This window comes from Enterobacter sp. fkY84-1 (assembly GCF_052974705.1).
Genome location: NZ_CP169393.1, coordinates 2,233,412 through 2,253,709 on the forward strand (window position 1 = coordinate 2,233,412; position 20,298 = coordinate 2,253,709).

At 54.8% G+C, this 20,298-nt stretch carries 20 protein-coding genes; 10 read left to right on the plus strand and 10 right to left on the minus strand.

The annotated features are described in order from the left end of the window. The first annotated feature begins 70 nt into the window (after window positions 1–70). Window positions 71–2,251 (plus strand): type I secretion system permease/ATPase, encoded by a 2,181-nt coding sequence (locus ACEPLT_RS10650; RefSeq protein ID WP_232928942.1) that lies wholly within the window; start codon window positions 71–73, stop codon window positions 2,249–2,251. Continuing rightward, window positions 2,248–3,423 carry an HlyD family type I secretion periplasmic adaptor subunit gene (locus ACEPLT_RS10655; RefSeq protein ID WP_032674751.1) on the plus strand — a complete coding sequence of 392 codons (1,176 nt, stop codon included), beginning with the start codon at window positions 2,248–2,250 and terminating at the stop codon, window positions 3,421–3,423. Before ACEPLT_RS10650 ends, ACEPLT_RS10655 begins: the two co-directional genes overlap by 4 nt. Before the next feature lie 35 nt (window positions 3,424–3,458). On the opposite strand, the gene ACEPLT_RS10660 is transcribed toward ACEPLT_RS10655, so the two are convergent. Continuing rightward, on the minus strand, window positions 3,459–4,343 hold the full coding sequence (locus ACEPLT_RS10660) for a hypothetical protein (RefSeq protein ID WP_032663545.1): 885 nt from the start codon (window positions 4,341–4,343) through the stop codon (window positions 3,459–3,461). 276 nt (window positions 4,344–4,619) lie between these two features. On the opposite strand from ACEPLT_RS10660, the gene ACEPLT_RS10665 reads away from it, so the two are divergent. Beyond that, the gene (locus tag ACEPLT_RS10665; RefSeq protein ID WP_032663544.1) at window positions 4,620–6,083 is read left to right on the plus strand and encodes an EAL domain-containing protein; all 1,464 of its coding nucleotides are present in this window, start codon (window positions 4,620–4,622) and stop codon (window positions 6,081–6,083) included. A gap of 29 nt (window positions 6,084–6,112) precedes the next feature. Here ACEPLT_RS10665 and ACEPLT_RS10670 read toward each other — a convergent pair whose 3' ends face one another. From ACEPLT_RS10670 to ACEPLT_RS10680, 3 genes are all read right to left on the minus strand, one after another. Continuing rightward, entirely contained in the window at window positions 6,113–6,385 is a 273-nt protein-coding gene (locus ACEPLT_RS10670; protein ID WP_008502294.1) for a DUF883 family protein, read from the minus strand. A 119-nt stretch (window positions 6,386–6,504) separates the two neighbouring features. Further along, window positions 6,505–7,173 (minus strand): epoxyqueuosine reductase QueH, encoded by a 669-nt coding sequence (locus tag ACEPLT_RS10675; RefSeq protein ID WP_008502293.1) that lies wholly within the window; start codon window positions 7,171–7,173, stop codon window positions 6,505–6,507. Window positions 7,174–7,297: 124 nt separating this feature from the next. Further along, window positions 7,298–7,774 (minus strand): GNAT family N-acetyltransferase, encoded by a 477-nt coding sequence (locus ACEPLT_RS10680; protein ID WP_008502292.1) that lies wholly within the window; start codon window positions 7,772–7,774, stop codon window positions 7,298–7,300. Between the two features lie 90 nt (window positions 7,775–7,864). On the opposite strand from ACEPLT_RS10680, the gene ACEPLT_RS10685 reads away from it, so the two are divergent. Next, the gene (locus tag ACEPLT_RS10685; protein WP_032674756.1) at window positions 7,865–8,794 is read left to right on the plus strand and encodes a LysR family transcriptional regulator; all 930 of its coding nucleotides are present in this window, start codon (window positions 7,865–7,867) and stop codon (window positions 8,792–8,794) included. 83 nt (window positions 8,795–8,877) lie between these two features. Here the strand turns inward: ACEPLT_RS10685 and ACEPLT_RS10690 are convergent, their stop codons facing one another. Further along, on the minus strand, window positions 8,878–9,375 hold the full coding sequence (locus ACEPLT_RS10690; RefSeq protein WP_240515166.1) for a surface-adhesin E family protein: 498 nt from the start codon (window positions 9,373–9,375) through the stop codon (window positions 8,878–8,880). Beyond that, complete coding sequence (locus ACEPLT_RS10695) at window positions 9,372–9,995, minus strand: hypothetical protein (RefSeq protein ID WP_232928949.1); 624 nt, start codon at window positions 9,993–9,995, stop codon at window positions 9,372–9,374. The genes ACEPLT_RS10690 and ACEPLT_RS10695 overlap by 4 nt, the downstream gene beginning before the upstream one ends. 199 nt (window positions 9,996–10,194) lie before the next feature. Between ACEPLT_RS10695 and ACEPLT_RS10700 the strand changes: the two genes are divergently transcribed. The 3 genes from ACEPLT_RS10700 (at window position 10,195) to ACEPLT_RS10710 (ending at window position 13,471) form a co-directional block, all read left to right on the plus strand. Beyond that, window positions 10,195–10,470, plus strand: coding sequence for a metal/formaldehyde-sensitive transcriptional repressor (locus tag ACEPLT_RS10700; protein WP_008502288.1), 276 nt, complete (start codon window positions 10,195–10,197; stop codon window positions 10,468–10,470). A gap of 30 nt (window positions 10,471–10,500) precedes the next feature. Next, window positions 10,501–11,619: an S-(hydroxymethyl)glutathione dehydrogenase/class III alcohol dehydrogenase gene (locus tag ACEPLT_RS10705; RefSeq protein WP_039266376.1), complete on the plus strand. Its 1,119-nt coding sequence runs from the start codon at window positions 10,501–10,503 to the stop codon at window positions 11,617–11,619. A gap of 160 nt (window positions 11,620–11,779) precedes the next feature. Further along, entirely contained in the window at window positions 11,780–13,471 is a 1,692-nt protein-coding gene (locus ACEPLT_RS10710) for a methyl-accepting chemotaxis protein (RefSeq protein WP_232928951.1), read from the plus strand. Between the two features lie 119 nt (window positions 13,472–13,590). Here the strand turns inward: ACEPLT_RS10710 and ACEPLT_RS10715 are convergent, their stop codons facing one another. The 4 genes from ACEPLT_RS10715 to ACEPLT_RS10730 all read right to left on the minus strand — a co-directional run bounded on the left by ACEPLT_RS10715 (window position 13,591) and on the right by ACEPLT_RS10730 (window position 18,665). Next, complete coding sequence (locus ACEPLT_RS10715) at window positions 13,591–15,972, minus strand: glucose/quinate/shikimate family membrane-bound PQQ-dependent dehydrogenase (protein ID WP_248213849.1); 2,382 nt, start codon at window positions 15,970–15,972, stop codon at window positions 13,591–13,593. Between the two features lie 250 nt (window positions 15,973–16,222). Then, window positions 16,223–17,146, minus strand: a complete 924-nt coding sequence (locus tag ACEPLT_RS10720; protein WP_021242540.1) for a LysR substrate-binding domain-containing protein — start codon at window positions 17,144–17,146, stop codon at window positions 16,223–16,225. 180 nt (window positions 17,147–17,326) lie between these two features. After that, entirely contained in the window at window positions 17,327–18,211 is an 885-nt protein-coding gene (locus tag ACEPLT_RS10725) for an SDR family oxidoreductase (RefSeq protein ID WP_021242539.1), read from the minus strand. A gap of 64 nt (window positions 18,212–18,275) precedes the next feature. After that, the gene (locus ACEPLT_RS10730) at window positions 18,276–18,665 is read right to left on the minus strand and encodes a YdeI family stress tolerance OB fold protein (RefSeq protein ID WP_008502282.1); all 390 of its coding nucleotides are present in this window, start codon (window positions 18,663–18,665) and stop codon (window positions 18,276–18,278) included. 138 nt (window positions 18,666–18,803) lie between these two features. On the opposite strand from ACEPLT_RS10730, the gene ACEPLT_RS10735 reads away from it, so the two are divergent. Genes ACEPLT_RS10735 through ACEPLT_RS10745 form a run of 3 tightly spaced genes read left to right on the plus strand, consistent with a single transcriptional unit; the run spans window position 18,804 to window position 20,293 of the window. Beyond that, complete coding sequence (locus ACEPLT_RS10735) at window positions 18,804–19,307, plus strand: hypothetical protein (protein ID WP_032664116.1); 504 nt, start codon at window positions 18,804–18,806, stop codon at window positions 19,305–19,307. A gap of 9 nt (window positions 19,308–19,316) precedes the next feature. Continuing rightward, window positions 19,317–19,763, plus strand: a complete 447-nt coding sequence (locus tag ACEPLT_RS10740) for a DUF421 domain-containing protein (RefSeq protein WP_008502280.1) — start codon at window positions 19,317–19,319, stop codon at window positions 19,761–19,763. Between the two features lie 11 nt (window positions 19,764–19,774). Beyond that, window positions 19,775–20,293 carry a 2-oxo-tetronate isomerase gene (locus tag ACEPLT_RS10745; protein WP_008502279.1) on the plus strand — a complete coding sequence of 173 codons (519 nt, stop codon included), beginning with the start codon at window positions 19,775–19,777 and terminating at the stop codon, window positions 20,291–20,293. Window positions 20,294–20,298: the final 5 nt, after the last annotated feature.

Genomic DNA, 20,298 nt, shown 5'->3' on the forward strand with positions numbered 1-20,298 from the left:
CAACGCCGCGGGGAGCAATCCCCGCGGCCTTTTGGCGTTTCTTTAGACGAATTGCGTTACCCCGGAGATTATGAAGACACATCCACAGTACGAACCCTGGCTACAGGGCATGCTCATCATCGCGAAGCACTACCGCCTGGACTTTTCGGTGGAGCACGTTCGGGTCACGATTAATCATGAAAGCCAGTCGCCGCGCCAGCTGGTGCTGGAGGAGATGGCGCGCCAGCTTGGGCTGGGGATGCGCGTGGTGGTGGCAGAAGCGGCATCCCTCGATCCGTGGCGCCTGCCGCTGCTGGCAGAATTCACCGGCGGGCAGATTGCGGCGATCAACCGCATGGACAACGAAGGCAACGTCAGCCTGCAGTTCAGCGGCGACGGCGGCCTGGAGACGACGCTGACGCGCGAGGCGCTCGGGTCGCGATTAAAGGGCCTGATGGTGCTGCGCCCGCTCGAGTCCACGCCGGATGCCCGCGTGGATGACTACATCAAACCGTATGAAAAAAACTGGTTCTGGCAGCTGGCGCTGAAGGACTGGCGACGCTACGGCGACATTATGCTGGTGGCGCTGGTCGCCAACGTGCTGGCGCTTTCCGGCATGGTCTTCTCCATGCAGGTCTACGACAGGGTGGTACCGTCGCAGTCAGAAGCCACGCTGTGGGTGCTGTTCGGCGGCGTGATGATTGCCATCGTGTTCGAATTCATCATGCGCATGCTGCGCGTGCACATTTCTGACGTGGTGGGGAAGCGCGCCGATCTGCGCATCTCTGAACGCGTCTTTGCCCACGCGCTACGGATTAAAAACGGCGCACGCTCGAAATCAACCGGATCGTTTATCGCGCAGATCCGCGAGCTGGAGTCGGTGCGCGAGCTGATCACCTCGACGACCATTGCGGCCCTCTCCGATCTGCCGTTCTTCCTGCTGTTCGTCTTCATTCTGTGGATGATTGGCGGTCCGCTGGTGCTGGTGGTCCTGCTCGCCGTGCCGCTGTTGCTTATTCCGGGCCTGCTGGTGCAGCGCCCGCTGGGGAAACTCTCCAGCGAAGGGATGCGTGAATCCGCCATTCGTAACGCCACGCTGGTGGAAGCGGTGCAGGGCATTGAAGACATCAAGCTGATGCGCGCCGAGCAGCGTTTCCAGAACCAGTGGAATAACACCAACGACGTCGCCGCCAGCGTCGGCATGAAGCAGCGCTGGTTGACGGGCCTGCTGCTCACCTGGACCCAGGAGGTGCAGTCCATTGTTTACGCGGTGGTGCTGCTGGTGGGCTGCTATCTGGTCATCAGCGGCGACATGACCACCGGTGCGCTGGTGGGCACCTCGATTCTGGCGTCGCGGACCATTGCGCCGCTGTCGCAGATCTCAGGCGTGCTCTCGCGCTGGCAGTCGGCAAAAGTGGCCCGCAAGGGGCTGGACGACCTGATGCAGCGGCCGATTGACGATCCGCAGCACGGCAAGAAGGTGCACAAAGCCCACCTGCGCGGCGACTATGCGCTTGAGGACGTCGGGTTTTATTACGACGAGGAAGAGAAACTCACCGTGCTCAACATCAGCAAGCTGCAGATCCGCGCCGGAGAACGCGTGGCGGTGCTCGGGCGCAATGGCTCCGGCAAAAGCACGCTCCTACAGCTTCTGGCGGGCATGCAGGAGCCGCAGCAGGGCAGCATTCTGCTGGACGATATTGCCCTTAATCATCTCGACCCGGCCGACGTGCGTCGCGACATGCAGCTGCTGAGCCAGCAGGCCCGTCTGTTCTTTGGCTCCGTGCGGGACAACATCCTGATGGGCAACCCGCTGGCGACCGACGATGAGATTCACCAGGCGCTGGTCAACAGCGGCGCGCTGGAGTTTGTGCGCAAACAGAAAATGGGGTTGAACACCATCATCAACGAGGGCGGAACGGGCCTCTCCGGCGGTCAGCGACAGGCGCTTTTGCTGGCGCGCGCCCTGATTACCTCGCCGACTATCCTGCTGCTGGACGAGCCTACCGCCTGGCTGGACGAAATGAGCGAGAAGCAGTTTATTCAGCATCTTCACACATGGTTGGGTAAACGCCGGACGCTGGTGGTGGCCACGCATCGCCTGCCGATTCTGGACCTGGTCGACCGCATCATCGTGCTGGAAAACGGCAAGGTGGTGATGGACGGCCCGCGCGACGCCATCCTTCACCAGCACGGTATGGCGCCGCAAAAGACACCACAGCGCACCGTGACCATGAAACCGGCGGCGGTTGCAGAGGAGGGCGCGGCATGAATGATTTCTCCCGTTTTAATAGCCGACTGAAAGAGCCGCGCCTTCCGCGCACCACGCTGGTGGCATGGTCGCTGTTCGCCCTGCTGGCGGCGTTTATCGCCTGGGCGAGCCTGTTCCATCTTGATGAGGTGACGACCGGCAGCGGTAAGGTGATACCGTCTTCTCATGAGCAGGTCATCCAGTCACTGGAAGGCGGCATTATCCACAGCCTGATGGTGCGCGAAGGCGACATCGTCGAGCGCGGCCAGCAGCTCGCGCAGCTTGATCGGACAAAAACCGAGTCGAGCGTGCTGGAGAGCGAGTCGCGTCTGAATGCGGCGCTGGCCACGGCGGCACGCCTGAAGGCCGAAGTTAACGACACGGAGCTGACGTTTCCCGAGGAGCTGGATGACGACGTTGAGCTGGTTAAGCAGGAAACGGCGCTCTATCAGTCCCGTCGCGAGAGCCTTGAAAAGGGGCTGGCTGGTTTACGTCAGGGTGCCGAGCTGGTGCAACGCGAGCTGTCGTTGACCCGTCCGCTGGTGACCCAGGGGGCGGCCAGCAAGGTGGAGGTGCTGCGTCTTGAGCGTCAAAAAAATGAGCTTGAGAATAAAATCACCGAGATGAAAAATCAGTATTACGTTCGCGCCCGTGAAGAGCTGGCGAAAGCCAATGCGGAGATTGAAGCCCAGCGTTCGGTGATGAAGGGTCGGGAAGACTCCCTGACCCGACTGACCTTCAATGCGCCGGTTCGCGGGATCGTAAAGGATATTGACGTCACGACCGTGGGCGGCGTCATCCCGCCGAACGGCAAGCTGATGAGTCTGGTTCCGCTTGACGATCAGATGGTGATTGAGGCGAAAATTTCGCCGCGCGATGTGGCGTTTATCCATCCTGGCCAGAAGGCGCTGGTGAAAGTGACGGCCTATGACTACTCCATTTACGGCGGGCTGGAAGGGGAAGTGACCATGATTTCGCCGGACACCCTGCAGGATGAGGTGAAAAGAGATGTTTATTACTATCGCGTCTATATTCGTACCGACAGTAACCATCTGACCAATAAGCAGGGTCAGGAATTCCCGGTCTTTCCGGGCATGATTGCCACCGTTGATATTAAAACCGGCAGCAAAACCATTCTGGATTATCTGTTGAAACCGCTGAATAAGGCAAAAGAGGCGCTGCGGGAACGATAGGTGAAGGGCGTTCGGAACACCGAACGCCTGGTGAATTATACGGTTGACGTCACGTTGTGAGCGTGGCGTCGCTCTTTAGGAACCACGTTGATGTAATGCGTGACATACGCAAAATATAATCCGGCATAATTTTCGACGAGTTCGATAAACGCCGGATAGACCGATAGCCGACCATCACCCCGATCTTTCAGATAGCCCGCCTCCTGAGCTGATTTGATAATCCGGTTGACGTGGATGCGCGATACAAAAAATTCTTTTGCGAGCGTGCTGGCTGAATAGTCAATAACGGCACCATGGGCGGATTTGTTTTTCATAGCCTGCAGGTAAAGATAAAGCATAATCATACGGCCACCATCTTTATCAATAAATAATCCTACTTCAGGCAAAACCTTTCTGAACGTTAATCCCCGAAAAAGATATTCTGCCGCGCGGCGGAAGAAGTTACTTCTCAAAATGTCATTGTCCAGCAGGTTTACATTAATATTAAATGTCGGATAAAGAATGCTGACGGGCAAAAAAGCGCCGGACATATAACGCTTTAGTTCATTCAGGCCTTTTTCGGTTGGCGCGATTCTCGTCTTTCGTCTGTCTTCTGTACAGCGCCAGGTCCTGATGCGCCCGGTGGTTCTGAGTATCGTAATGATCGCAATAACGCTGTTGGGGCTGGCTATCTTATAGCGAGAACATAACTCTTTAATTTCAGAAACTGACTCGGCCTGATTGCCAAAAATAAAACAACACATGGAGAGGATGATGTTGAACCGGGATTCCTGTAGCATTGTCTTGTAGAACAAAGGTTGTTTTTTGTAGATGGTGTCATTAATTGTGTAGTGCTCTAATATTGCCTCACCGAATCGTGGATTGCTCTTTATGACATCCCTTCGATGTAGCAAGGCCCTGGATGAGATATGATTATCCATAGCATTTTTCTCGTATTTGAATGAGCCGATAGATGAAGTGTCCAGTCTTCTTTTTCGGAATTTTCATTATACCCTGAGAATAAAACATTTGCCGTGGTTATTTGAAAAGAAAAGTATAGTTAAACGTTTGTGATTAACGCAAAGATGTTCCGGTGAATTAGACTGATAACAGTTTCTTAACCCTGGGTGCTACTGTAAAATTATACTACGCAACAGATGCAATAGATTTTACGCATACTCAAACAGAAATGGCGCTTTGGTGCCCAGGAGCAGGTTATGACCCAAAAAATGTCTCTCAAAAATGGGGTTTGCGATGAACATAAATTTGTCATCTCAGCCTGCGGCTTCACATTTCAGGGGTATTGTTCGATCCTCAATAAGTACGGGATCCACGCTTCCCAAATTCACTTTAACGGAGATGAGGCATCCCAACAGGATGTTGAAAATATCCTTAAAAATCAGGATGCCCATATCGTGGTGTTCCTCGGGAAAGGTGTCGTCAATCTCCTGGAAAGCCTGAAGCGACTGGCCTCGGTACTCAATGCACTCCCCGTTATTCGGCATGTCACCCTGTATGGTGATATTCCTGACGGCTGGCTGTACCGCACGCTGGGCAGTCTTTTAAATAACAGTTATCAATTATCATTGATTCGCGTTGCCAGTGTTTCGGATGTAGTAGGCTGTTTTAATACCCATTACAAAAGCTTTAAGGATCGTTCCCGTGTATTACGCGAACGCTACATGGATATTGGCTCGGAAGAAAATCTAAAGTGGTTAACAAGAAGAGAGATTGACGTTTTATTAAATTTCTATCGTGGTATGTCCGTAAAGGAAATGTGCGATAGAATGGGGTTGTCGAATAAAACGGTTTATACCCACCGAAAGGAAGGAGTGCTTAAATTACGTTTAATTAAGCGCTGGTTACACGATCCGCACAATTTTAAAGCAGATAAACCTGATAAACACCCGCGTCAAAAAGTGGGGTTCACGGAAAAAGAAGCCGAAATTTTTAATGCGTTACGTAATCGGGAAATATTTCCGGCATATCAGATTATTACCGATCGAGATAAAAAAGGGGTTGGGTTTGAAATCCTGATTCGCTGGAATAAAAACGGTAAAATTGTCAAGCCTGCCAGTTTTTTAACGGATGTTTCCAATCATGAAATCTGGCTGAAAATTACGGCGTTGGTCATCCATGCCGCCGTTTCAGGTATTAATAAGTATAACGGGAAATACTATTTTTCAGTGAATATTCCGCCTCGTCTGGCGTCCGGGAATGCTTTGCCTGATATGGCACGGAAAGCCATCGGCATGCTGCTCAAACCGCAGTGGGCCGAAAAGCTGGTTTTTGAATTTGCAGAAGATATTGACGTTACGAAGGACAAAAGGATCCCTGAAACCATGCGGCATTTACGCAATACGGGGTGTCGATTGTTCCTGGATGACTGCTTCTCTAACCATCAAACCATGTTCCCGGTGCGCCAGGTGCATTTCGATGGGCTTAAGCTGGATCGGGACATCGTTGAGCATTTTGTGGCAAACGACAATGACTATAATTTGATTAAAGCGATACAGGTTTACAGCGACATGACCGGAACGGACTGTATTGCAGAGGGGGTTGATAGTGAAGAAAAGTTTGAGAAATTAGTCGAGCTGGGCATCAAGAACTTTCAGGGATATTATTTATCGCGCGCCGTGAAAGAGGAGGAGTTAGACCGCATGGTCAGGTTGTTTAGTTAAGAAAAAATAAAGCCCCGAAGGGCCCTGGGTTATTTCCGGCCCAGCAACAAGCCGAGAACTATACCGATTGCACCCGCGGCAACGAGGCCGGTGAGCGGATTATTTCTGACGGCTTCAGTGACATCGGAAACGGCATCGCTGGCCTGAGCGGCATATTTTTTAGCAGCACCTTTAACCTGATGTTTTGGTGAATCAACGAATTCACCAAACTGCTGCTGCGCTGAACCTGCAAGTTCATCAAATTTATTTTTTGCTTTATCTTCAGCAAACTGGGTGTTTTTATCAGTACCGAAATCAGACATTTTTGCCTCCTTTTGTTGATAATTAAAGGATAGCCGCTCTTTGTGGATACGGCAGGCGAAAGGCTAAATTCGGCACCTGAAAGGGCGGTTTTCGGATATATCTCTATACCCGGAACCCGTTATTTCTCATTGTCATCCTGACCGTAAAACAGTTTCCCAATGCGGATCAGCGGGCGGCCCTGTGACTTACGGTGCAGGTTACTGTCCCTGAGCGAATAAACGCAGCCGCAGTATTCCTGCTGGTAAAACTGTTCCCGCTTGCTGATCTCAATCATGCGTGAGGATCCGCCCTGTTTGCGCCAGTTATAGTCCCAGTACACCATACCCGGATAGCGCGCCGCCGCACGCTGGCCGCAGTCATTTATCTGCTGCATGTTCTTCCAGCGGGAGATCCCCAGCGAGCTGCTGATGACGCTGAATCCATTTTCTGCCGCATAGAGCGCCGTACGCTCGAAACGCATATCGAAGCACATGGTGCAGCGGACGCCGCGCTCGGGTTCCCATTCCATACCTTTTGCGCGCTCAAACCAGTTATCGGTGTCGTAATCGGCATCAACAAACGGCACGCCGTGCTTTTCCGCAAAGCGAATATTCTCCTCCTTACGAATGAGGTATTCCTTTTGCGGATGGATATTGGGGTTATAGAAGAAAATGGTGTACTCAATGCCCGACGCCTGGATAGCCTCCATCACTTCACCGGAGCAGGGGGCGCAGCAGGAGTGCAGCAGCAGTTTGTCAGCGCCGTTTGGCAGGGTGAGTTGAGGGCGGATAAAAGGGGCTGTCGTCATGGCGTTCTGCACTATGTTTATGAAATTTATGGAAGGGTAGCATAAATTCATAATCTGTTGAGACGGGATCGACGCAGGAAAGCGCGATCCCGCGGGGCGGGATCTTCTCGGGTATGACGTGCCGCTATTCGGCAAATTTGAGCAACGCTTCTCCGTCAAGACGGTAGCGCACCCATTCGGACTGCGGCAGCGCGCCAATGCTCAGATAAAAATCGATGGCGGGCTGGTTCCAGTCCAGCACGCTCCATTCAAGGCGACCGCACTGCCGTTGTACGGCGAGCTGGGCGATATGTTTCAGCAGTGCTTTTCCCGCCCCCAGGCCGCGATAAGCTGGGGAAACATACAGATCTTCCATATAAATCCCGTTGCGGCCAAGCCAGGTTGAATAGCTAGTGAAGAACACGGCATAGCCGGCGATCTTGCCTTCACACTCCGCGATCAGCGCTTCGGTTTTTGTGCCTGCGCCAAAGAGCGTTTCCCGGATCTCCTCCGGCGTGGTAACCACTTCTTCCGGGGCTTTTTCATACACCGCCAGCTCATAAATCATGGCGTAAATGGCTGCCGCATCTTCGGGGCGTGCCTGACGAAGGGTGATGCTCATTGTTTTTCCTGCTTTTTAGCGTGCGTCTTGATTGAGGGCGTTAAGCATACGGCGTATTGTCTGAAGAATTAAGTGCAATGAAATCAACAAATGATGAATATTATGCATCCGGCCCTGAGACGTCTTGATTTAAACCTGCTGCCCGTTTTCGACGCGATTTACCGCCACCGCTCCGTTCGCCTGGCCGCTGACGAGCTGGCGATGAGCACATCCGCGCTCAGCCATGCGCTGTCGCGTCTGCGTGCCACCCTGAATGACCCGCTGTTTTTCCGCGAAGGGCACCGCATGTCCCCCAGCGTGTATGCCTCTCAGCTTGCGCCTTCCATTGCTTCCGCACTGTCGTTCCTGAATCATGAGCTGACTCCGCAGCCCGAGTTTGATGCAGCCAGCAGTTCGGAGTGCTTACAAATTGCGATAACGGACTTTACCGCGCTGTGCATTTTCCCGGCGCTGATGCACAGGCTGCAGCTTACTGCCCCGGGTTTACGCTTTGAATTGCGCTATCTGCCTCACAGCCCGGCGCTGACGGAACTGCTGGCGGGCGAGGTGGATCTGGCGCTGGGCTTCAGCACTCAGGATGATATCCGGCACCCGGAGCTGGAAGAGATCGACTGGTTTGAAGATGAGTATGTGGCCATTAGCAACGCGCGCCGGACGCGGCTGACGCTGGAGGATTATCTCGCTGCCCGACACCTGGTGGTGACGCCATGGAATGAGAAGCAGGGCGTTCTTGACGTACGGCTTGAGCAGCTGGGCTATACCCGACAAATCGCGATCAAAACGCCGTCGATGCTCAGCGCACCGTTTATCGTAGCGGAAAGTGACCTGCTGATGGCGATCCCCCGCTATGCCGCGGAGAAGCTGATTAAGACAGCGGATCTCAGGATTTTTGCGTTACCGTTTCCGATACGCACGTTTGAAGTGAAAATTTACTCGCATAAACGCAGCGGCCAGCGGGGCGCGACCCGCTGGCTGAAGGAGGAACTGCAGATGCTGGCGCAGGCTGTCAGGGGACGGTAGGCTATTTGTTAGCGGACAGCCCAGCCCGCGCTTTAATATAGAGCAGAGTGAGTCTGTCCATAGAAGCTTAGCTCCTGAAGATTTTATTCATCCAGTAACGGTTTTCGATTATCTTTCGCTGGCTCTGGCTTGAGTTTTTCAACGGGAATACTGCACATGCTTTCCGCTATTATCCCAAAAAGAGAGTCTTTCGGGTAACTTTCCCATTGTCCCACATCCTGTGTCACATGTACGACATCACCTTCCGCGAACGGTTTGGAAAAATAGGTTCGCGCCATAATAGCACGCTGGTTTTTGTCGCAATTAATCACGTCGATTGCCCGGGAACTCGCTATGTAGACGGGAGGATTTTTTATAATGAGTGTCTTCTCGGCGTAGTTATTGATGAAATAAAAGCGGCGTAAGCGGTCGTTACCCTGATAAGTTGAAATCACCCGAAGATCGATATACGAAGCAATTTTCTTATCTTCAAGGATTTTTATGACGCCTGCCGGTGGCTTGGGGGTAGACTGGGGCTGGGGTTTACTTGTCCCGGTACAACCTGTCAGCATAACTAATACCAGCCATGTTAGCTTTTTCATTTCGCATCCCCTGCGGATAAATCAGGTCGTAATGTCGTCAGCATGTCAGGCGTTACATTTCCCTGAACGGTACAGAGCAATAATGTCCCGTCTTTGCTTTTGCTGAGCATTAACAGCTTTTCGGTACTTTCTTTTGCCGGAGCAATACCTGACACCGCCTGCGCGTTGTCTTCCCACTCACTCGTTGGATTGATTTTAATCATCGTCTGAGAAACATAATCATCTCCCGCCTTTTTCCAGGACAAATGATCAAGTCTGGACATCACTTCTTCTTGTGACTCTTTGAAAATGAGTCCCCAGTAATAGTACTTACCGTAATTGATTTCATCGAGATTGCTGGTTTGCAGGTAATATCCCGATACCGTCAGATTTAATTCATGCAGCGGTTGAGCAAACCAGATGGTGCGATTGCCGTCTTCAGGGGCTTTGAACCAGGCCTGCGAATGCTTGTTGAGCGTTAAGGGGGCTACGCGGCTGAGTTTGGCTCGCTGATGATAAATCTCGTTGAAAAAGGTTGAGTCGCAGCGGGTCAACGTTTGTGTCAACGTGCTGGCGTGAACCGTGGGTGTGGTTACAGCCATACCTGCTATGAGCCCAATGGAGGAGATGAGTTTACGCATGTAATATCCCTATATTAAAAAAAGACCCTATTTTTATCGGCTTATCAGAATGAGACTTTACGCTTTTTATTTTGCTTTGTTATCTGGCGTATTCAATGCCTCCCCCGAGTTTTGTACAAAACCTCAACCCTCTCATCTTTAGGTTTACACAGCGGTAACAAAATAGGTACCATACCCCCCTATAGTATCAGGAGGGCGTATGCCACATTCACCCGAAGATAAAAAACGTATTCTTACCCGCGTCCGCCGCATTCGGGGCCAGGTTGATGCCCTGGAACGCGCGCTGGAGTCGGGCGACCCCTGTCTGGCCATCCTGCAGCAAATTGCCGCCGTGCGCGGGGCTGCCAATGGCCTGATGGGCGAAATGGTTGAAATTCACCTCAAAGATGAGCTGGTAGCGGGGGACACCACGCCGGATCAGCGTGCCGTTCGCATGGCGGAAGTCGGCCATTTACTGCGCTCTTATCTAAAATAAATCCACATACCTGACAAGAAGGGAAGACATATGAAATCTCGCGCTGCAGTTGCATTTGCCCCCGGCCAGCCGCTCAAAATCGTTGAAATTGACGTGGCACCGCCGAAGAAAGGCGAAGTGCTGATCAAAATCACCCATACCGGCGTATGTCATACCGATGCGTTTACGCTCTCGGGCGACGACCCGGAAGGCGTCTTCCCGGCGGTGCTCGGCCATGAAGGCGGCGGGATTGTAGTAGAAGTGGGCGAGGGCGTGACCAGCCTGAAGCCGGGCGATCACGTGATCCCGTTGTACACCGCGGAATGCGGCGAGTGTAAGTTCTGTAAATCCGGCAAAACTAACCTCTGCCAGGCCGTTCGCGCCACCCAGGGGAAAGGGCTGATGCCCGACGGGACGACCCGTTTCTCCTACAACGGCGAGCCGGTTTATCACTACATGGGCACCAGCACCTTCAGCGAATACACCGTTTGCGCGGAGATCTCGCTGGCGAAGGTGAACCCTCAGGCGCCGCTGGATAAAGTCTGTCTGCTGGGCTGCGGCGTGACCACCGGTATTGGCGCGGTGCATAACACCGCAAAAGTCAAAGAGGGCGATACCGTGGCGGTGTTCGGTCTCGGCGGCATTGGTCTGGCGGTGATTCAGGGCGCGGTGCAGGCGAAGGCCGGTCGTATCATTGCGGTCGACACCAACCCGGAGAAATTCAGGCTGGCGGGTGAAATGGGCGCGACCGATTTCGTGAACCCTAAAGATCACGAGAAGCCGATTCAGGACGTCATCGTTGAGATGACCGACGGCGGCGTGGACTTCAGCTTCGAGTGTATCGGCAACGTCAACGTGATGCGTTCCGCGCTGGAGTGCTGCCACAAAGGCTGGGGCGAGAGCATCATCATTGGCGTGGCCGGTGCGGGCCAGGAGATTAAAACCCGTCCATTCCAGCTGGTCACCGGGCGCGTATGGCGCGGTTCCGCGTTTGGCGGCGTGAAGGGCCGTACCCAGCTTCCGGGGATGGTTGAAGATGCGATGGTCGGCAAGATTCAGCTCGATCCGTTCATTACCCACCGCTTACCGCTGGAGCAGATCAACGAGGCGTTTGATCTGATGCACGAAGGAAAATCCATCCGTACCGTTATCCATTTCGGCGACAAGTAACTCTTCTGCCAGCGGTTTTTCGCCGCTGGCATTTCTTTAATAATCTTCTCTAAAGTGTGACCAGTGCGGCGTTTTTAGCCGTAATCTAAATCTCTGCCGTGCCGATGACTATTTAACAGGCGTGTTTTTACGCATCTTACCTACAAGAGAGTCGACGGTCATGGACAACACTACTTCGATGCTGGCGCAGCGCAAGCTGGGCTTCTTGCATCACATCAGGCTGGTTCCGCTGTTTTCCTCCATTCTCGGTGGCATTATTCTTCTGTTTGCCTTGAGCTCGGGTCTGGCAGGGTATTTCCTGCTGCAGGCCGATAACGATCAGCAGGATGTCACAGCTGAAATTCAGGTGCGTATGGGGCTGTCGAACAGCTCAAACCATCTGCGAACCGCGCGTATCAATCTGATCCACGCCGGTGCGGCAAGCCGTATCGCAGAGATGGATGCGATGAAGCAGAACATCAGCGAGGCGGAAACGCGTATTAAGCAGTCCCAGGAGAGCTTTACCGCCTACATGAATCGCGCCGTGCGTACCGCCGAGGGCGCAGCGCTGGATGCGGAGCTTAAGACCCGGTATGACGCCTATATCGCGGGCATGCAGCCGATGGTCAAATTCGCCAAAAACGGCATGTTCGAAGCGATTATCAACCATGAAAACGAAACGGCGCGTCCGCTGGACGACGCGTACAACGCCGTACTGCTGAAGGCGATTAAGATCCGTACCGACCGTGCCAATGCGCTAACGGCGCAGGCGCACAGCCGTACGCAGCTGGGTCTGATGTTTATGGTGGGCGCGTTTGCGCTGGCGCTGGTGCTGACGGCGATGACCTTTGTCGTGCTGCGCCGCACGGTAATCAATCCGCTGCAGCGGGCAGCGAAACGTATCGAGAATATCGCTAAGGGCGACCTGACGATGCCGGACGACGTGGCCGGGCGCAGCGAAATTGGCCGCCTGACGCGGGATCTGCAAACCATGCAGCACTCGCTTGAAAAAACGGTCGGCACCGTGCGTCAGGGGGCGGAAGAGATTTACCGCGGCACCAGCGAGATCTCTGCCGGTAACACCGATCTCTCTTCCCGCACCGAGCAGCAGGCTGCCGCCATCGAGCAGACCGCCGCCAGCATGGAACAGCTTACTGCGACGGTGAAGCAGAACGCGGATAACGCCCATCATGCCAGCAAGCTGGCGGAAGATGCTTCCGGTAAAGCCACCCGCGGCGGCCAGATGGTCTCCGGCGTGGTGAAAACCATGGGCAATATCTCCAGCAGCTCGAAGAAGATCTCTGAAATCACCGCCGTGATTAACAGCATTGCCTTCCAGACCAATATCCTGGCGCTTAACGCGGCGGTAGAAGCGGCGCGGGCGGGTGAACAGGGGCGCGGATTTGCCGTGGTGGCCAGTGAAGTGCGCACTCTGGCAAGCCGCAGTGCGAATGCCGCAAAAGAGATCGAAAGCCTGATCAACGAATCGGTTTCGCTGATCGACCAGGGGTCCGGTGAAGTTGTTGCCGCCGGTAACACCATGAATGAGATCGTCGAAGCGGTGAAGCGCGTCACCGACATCATGCTGGAGATTGCCGCGGCGTCCGATGAGCAGAGTCGCGGTATCGTCCAGGTGAGCCAGGCGATTTCGGAGATGGATAAAGTGACCCAGCAGAACGCCTCGCTGGTGGAAGAAGCCTCCGCGGCGGCGGCGTCTCTGGAAGAACAGGGCGCGCGTCTGACCGAGGCGGTTGGGGCGTTTCGTCTGAGCGGTGCGAAGCCGAACCGCGCGGTGGCGTCAGCGCCGGTGGCGCAGAACGTACCGTTGCGCCCGGCGGCGACGGTTTCCGGGGATAACTGGGAGACGTTCTGAGTCGCGTGTTTTGTCGGGTGGCGGCTTCGCCTTACCCGACCTACTTGTATTTGTAGGCCCGCGTAAGCGAAGCGCCACCGGGCAAAAAAAAGGGACCAAAAGGTCCCTTTTTTCATCGGTTATTTCTTATCAGGTAACGCGTACGCGATAACGTAATCACCGCGATCCGGCGACTGGCGGGCGCCACCGGCGTTAATGATGATGTACTGCTTACCGGTTTTCGGCGACACGTAGGTCATCGGGCCGGACTGGCTGCCGACCGGCAGGCGGTCTTTCCAGATCTCTTTCCCGGTGGCGGTATCAAACGCGCGCAGGTAGAAATCCTGGGTGCCGGCAAAGAACAGCAGGCCGGACTGGGTCGAGAGCGATGCCCCAAGCGTCGGCATGCCGATCGGGATTGGCATGTGCATGCGGATGCCCAGCGGGCCGGTATCTTCCACCGTACCAACAGGAACCTGCCACACCAGCTTGCCGGTTTTCAGGTCAACGGCCGACATGGTGCCAAACGGCGGCTTCTGGCACGGAATGCCCAGCGGCGACAGGAAGCGCTCGCGCATTGCGCCGAACGGCGTGCCGTCCATCGGGACAATCCCCATCTCGATGCCGCTGGCATCTTTCGCCACGTTCGCGCGCGGCACCATGTAGTTTGCCAGACCCAGACGCATATCGTTGACGAACATCAGGCTGTTGTTCGGGTCAACGGAGACGCTGCCCCAGTTCATCCCGCCGAGTGAGCCAGGGAATTGCAGGGAACGGTCGAGACCAGGCGGGGTGAAGACACCCTGATGACGCATCTCTTTAAACTGAATGCGGCACAGCAGCAGGTCGACAGGCGTCGCGCCCCACATGTCGGACTCGGTCAGCGTCTGGTTGCCAATCATCGGCATGCCAACGGAGTACGGCTGGGTTGGGGAGTAGCGTTCACCTTCAACGTTGCCCGCCGGGACAGGGCGTTCCTCTACCTTCGCCACCGGCTTGCCGGTTTCGCGGTTAAGCATGAAGATCATGCCCTGCTTGCTGGTCTGCACCAGCACAGGCGTGGTGCCGCCCTTGCCGTCAGGCAGGTCGTACAGCAGCGGCTGGGAAGGCAGGTCAAAGTCCCACAGGTCATGGTGGGTGGTCTGGAAATGCCAGCGGACCTGGCCGGTGGCCGCGTCGACGGCGACGATGGAGGAACTGTACTTATCGTCCAGCGCGGTACGCTCGCCCGCCCAGAAGTCTGGCGTGGCGTTGCCGGTTGGCAGGTAGATCAGGTTCAGTTTGGCGTCGTAGGACATCGCAGACCAGACGTTCGGCGTACCGCGGGTGTAGGTCTGGCCTTCCGGCGGCAGGCCGGTCAGGTTCGGATTACCCGGATCCCACGCCCAGGCCAGTTTACCGGTGTGAACGTCGTAGGCGCGGACCACGCCCGGCGGCTCGCCGGTCGAGTAGTTATCCGCGACGCGACCGCCGACGACAACGACGTTCCCGGCCACCAGCGGCGTCGAGGTTTGCTGATAATACCCGGGCTTAATCTCACCCATCCCGACGCTCAGATCCACGGTGCCATGGTCGCCAAAGTCGTCGCAGACCTTGCCGTTATCCGCGTTAATGGCAATCAGACGGGCATCGGTGGTGGGCAGGAACAGACGACGAGGACATGCCGCTGGCTGTGTTTCTGCCTGTGACATTGTCACGGTGGAGTGGTCTTCAAAATAGCCCAGACCGCGACAGCGCTGCCAGTTCGGCGCGGTGGCTTTCGAATCATAAAGCCATTTTTCTTTACCGGAATCCACGTCCAGCGCCAGCACTTTACTGTACGGCGTACAGACATACAGCGTGTCGCCAACCTGCAGCGGCGTGTTCTGATCTTCCGCACCCGAGCCGTTGCTCTGCGGAATATCGCCGGTGTGCGCAACCCACGCGATTTTCAGCGAGCTGACGTTTTGCTTGTTAATCTGATCCAGCGCGGCGAAGCGGTCGCCGTGGGTGGTGTTGCCCCAGTGTTCCCAGTTCTTTTGCTGCTCGCCGGGTGCAACGGGTTTCACCGGCACGGGCTCGTTCGCTGCCACAAGGGTTTGCGGCTTAAACATCCAACCGAGGCTGACCAGCATGGCCACCGCGAGCAGCGCCGCGACGCCAAAAGCGGGGGCTTTGTTTGGTGCAGTGTGGTTTGCCGCACGCAGGAAGGGCCAGACGATGGCGCACAGGAACGCCAGCACGGCAAAGGTAAACAGGCGGGAGAAGAGCGGCCAGAAATCCCAGCCCGCATCGCTTACCGCCCAGAACAGCGAGGCAATAAACGCGATGCCGTAAAGCAGGATCCCGCTGGTGCGGTTGAGGAAAATCAGGATCGCGGCAATCACCATTGCCACGCCCATTATCATGAAGTAACTACTCCCGCCTACGGTGGCGAGCTTAAAGCCCAACCCGCCGACCGCCAGACCGATGAGCATCATCAGTCCGGCAAGAAGCCACTGCAGAATACGCGGTATTCCACGTGGCGCGGTGCCAAATGCCATTTCTCTCTCCTTTAGATCCCGCCGCCGTGTCGGGTATGTACCAGTTGGGTAATAAATGCGGTGGGATTGATGATTAGTACGGGTGAATTCGTTTTTATCAAACCGTTTGTGAACCATTTGGTGAATTCACGGCTATGATAAAACTGTTAAATTGTTTTACGCAATTGTTAATGAATAATTTCGCATTATTTGATTAACGCGCAGGTCTGTTCCCTCGCCCCCTTAGGGGAGAGGGTTAGGGTGAGGGGTATTAAACCGGCATCGATTTACGGATGGCGCTCAGCAGCGTCTGCGCGCCCGTGGAAAGCGGGGTATCTACACGGGTCAAAATGCCGATAGGTTCACCGGCGCCGGGGGCCGTTACGGGGAGAGCGGTCAGCGTGCCCTGGCGCAAATCATCTTTTACCGCGCCGGAGGGAACGAACCAGACGTAGTCATAGTCGAGGGTGAGCTGGCGTGAAAGCGAGGCTGACAGCGTTTCGATACACCCTGAGGGCAGCGTACACCCCTGCATTTGCAGCAAGGTTTCGGCGGTCTGACGTGGGACGGTCCCTTTCGGGCACACCACCACCGGCCACTCCATGACGCGGCTTAACGTCACCGTGTCCTGCAGCAGCGGATGATCGGGACGAACCACCAGCTTCAGGGACTCCAGGAACAGCAGCTCGTAATTGAGACCGCCCATCAGTTCAGGGTCGGACATGCGGCCAATCCCGATATCCAGCTCGCCCGATTTCAGCCCCGCGAGCAGCATGGTGTTATTCATGGTGGCAACCTGGATCGTGGTATGCCGTTGCTGCTTGTGGAACTGGCCAATCACCGGCGGAAGAATGCCCAGCGCGGCGGTGGGCAGGGCCCCGACGCGGACGACCTCGCTGGTGTGTTCTTCTTTTCGATGCAGCGACTGGCCTGCGGTATTGAGCGCATCCAGCACTTTGACGGCGTGCGTAAGGAACTGTTCGCCCACGATGGTAAGCTGCGCCCCCAGCCGACCCCGGTCAAAAAGACGGGCGCCGGTCAGCTGTTCAAGCTCGTTGAGGGTTTTCGAGAGCGCAGGCTGGCTCAGGTTAAGAGTTTCAGCCGCACGCCCCAGCGTTCCCTGTTGAGCGACGGCCACAAATGTATGCAAATGGCGCAAGCGTATGCGCTGACTGAACAGACCATTTTTTTCCATAGGCGATGTTAAAAACAGAGCGATGCGGGTGACAAGCTAAGTTGTTTAATTTTGATAACCTGATAGCAAAATATTTTTAACATTTGATCTGTTTGAGTTACAACATGTTTTTCGGCAGGGGAAGAAAAGTGAACATCCTTGTTCATTTATTGCTCACTGCAGAGAGGGAGGGTTAAGGGGTCAGATCACGCCGTCACCGCCGTCAGAACACCATACCTGGCCGGAGGTAAATGAACATTCATCCGAGGCCAGCGTGACGTACAGCGGGGCAATCTCGACGGGCTGACCCGGACGTCCGAGCGGGGTATCGCCGCCAAACTCCTTCACTTTTTCCATCGGCTGGCCACCGCTGGATTGCAGCACCGTCCAGTAAGGGCCAGGGGCGACCGCGTTGACGCGAATGCCTTTCGGACCCAGCTGCTTGGCTAAGGATTTGGTAAATACCGCCAGGCAGGCTTTGGTCTGGGCGTAGTCCAGCAGCACCGGGCTCGGCTTCACGGCCTGAACGGAGGAGGTATTAATGATAACGGACGAGGCTTTCAGGTGGCGCAGCGCCGCCTTCGTGATCCAGAAGGGGGCATAGACGTTGGTTTTAAACGTCGCGTCAAAATCTTCGGTGGTCAGCTCTTCAAGGGATTCACGGAACTGCTGACGACCGGCGTTATTGACCAGAATATCCAGCCCGCCCAGCTTCGAGACGGCTTCTTCGACCAGATTCTGGCAGAAGGTTTCGTCCCGAACGTCCCCCGGCAGCGCGACGGCATTCCGGCCTTCGGCTTTGATCAGGTCGATGACCTCCGCGGCGTCTTTTTCCTCTTCAGGCAGGTAGTTAATGGCCACGTCTGCGCCTTCGCGGGCATAGGCGATGGCCACTGCGCGACCGATACCCGAGTCACCGCCGGTGATCAGCGCTTTTTTACCGGCCAGGCGGCCATGCCCTTTGTAGCTAGTTTCCCCGTGGTCGGGTACAGGTTGCATTTCGGATGCCAGTCCCGGTGGCGTCTGTGGCTGTTCCGGGAACGGGGGTTGCGGGTAAGCGTTCGTACGTTGTTGGGTATCACTCATAGCTGACTCCTTAAGCCAAGGGGTGAGATTTGATGGATAACTGCAGCGTTAACGCTTCGCTGAATTATTTCTGCAAACGATCGACACGGACGACGGCAGGAGATGATTTTTTATCAAGCGAACCGTTGATGCTGATCATCTGGTCGGGTTTTACCGTTCTGCCATCGAAGACTGCCTGGGGAATAATAACGTCGATTTTTCCGGTTTTATCCTGAAATACAAACTTATCGCCGCTACCGTCAATAAGATTACCGCGTAATGAAATGGTCGCACCGTCGTGCAGTTGTTTTGCCTGATCGATGGTCATAATACGCGCGTCATCGGTTCCGCGATATCCGCTATCCAGCGCGTGGGGCGGCGGCGGTGCTTCACCTTTTTGTAACCCGCCGTTATTATCTGCCCATGCGGCCGGAACCAGAAATATCAAAAAAGCGGAAATAAGCGATAATTTCATCGGATATCCTTCATTTTGGGTGTCTTGACTTATTAAGTATTGTTGCTATTCCTTTATGTGGCAAATGTGATAAGTCCTAAAAACATTCGCGTTAGAAATCAAAATTATCGGATAATAAGCGAAACGGTGACGATGGCCATGAAGCGTGAAAATGAAAAGTTACCCGGGATTGAGGAAAGATATCGCTTGCTGACGTTTGAATACGCGTTTCGTCAGGTGGGGTTTATCGTTCTGTTAGGTATTATCGTTGCCGCCATTGCCGGTCTGTTTTCAAGCGGAATAGTCAGCGATACGGTAAAAACAAATTCCGCCAAGTCGCTGACCATAAACTATGAGCGCTTCGGGCGGCGGGAGACGGAGACACGGATGCAGCTTGCGTTTCCGGTGAAAACGGAGGGGGCCTATACCCTCAGCGTCACCAGCGAGAGTAGCGATGCGTATGATCCAGGCAGCGTCTGGCCCCAGCCGGACGCCATGTTCAGCCACGGAAAAAGCCTCTATTTTGTTTATCACAACCTGAAAAAGACGGACAACTTTTCGGTATTACTCTTTACCACACCGTCCCGGGCCGGTAAATGGAACTCGGTCATCCGCGTAAACAACGAGCCGGAGATCACCCTCTGGCAATTTATTTACCCGTAGGAGGCTGATATGGATATGGTCTTTCGTGCGCTGGCTATTTATTTGTTCCTCGTGGTGGTATTTAAAGTGGCCGGGCGACGCGCGCTGCTGCAGATGACCAGCTTTGATCTCATTCTTCTCCTGATAATTAGTGAAGCCACGCAGCAGGCGCTTCTGGGGCAGGATTTTTCCGTCACCGGCGCGATGATTACGATTACCACCCTGGTGGTAGTGGATATTATTTTTGGCCTTATGAAAAAGTATTTTTCCCCGGTAGAGAATATTCTGGACGGCACGCCCGTGATTCTGGTGGAAAACGGCGTTCCCCTGGCGGATAAACTCAAAAAGGTCGATGTCTCTTGCGATGATATTCTGGTTTCCGCGCGTCAGAATAATGGCATTACCGAAATAAGCCAAATTAAATATGCCATACTTGAGCGCAATGGACATATTTCAATCATTCCTTTCGAGAAATAAGAGGCGGCAAGATGAGCAATCTTTTGCACGATAACCATTACACCGTCGGTGAGCTGACAAAAAAACTGGCGAGCAAGTTAACCGATGCCGGTCTGCGCTTAACCACGGCGGAATCCTGCACCGGGGGAAAGCTCTCGGTGGCGCTCTGCGCTGAAGAGAACACGGCCGATTTTTATGATGTCGGGCTGGTAGTGTTCAGCGATGCCGCGAAAGCGCGGATCCTCGGCGTGCGTCCTGAAACGCTGGCGCGCTATACCGCCGTCAGCGAACAGACGGTGACCGAGATGGCCGCCAGCATCCGCGACATTGCCCAGGCGGATATCAGCATCGCCATCAGCGGATACGCTGGCCCGGAAGGGGGCGACGACGGCACGGCGGCGGGGACGGTCTGTTTTGCGTGGAACATACGTGGCGAGACGAAAACCCGTACCGTGCTTTTCTCCGGAGACTGTCAGGACGTGGTGGAAAAAGCGGTGCATTTTTCGCTGGCAGAGCTGGTAACAACATTGTCGGACGGAAATAACGGTTGAGTTCA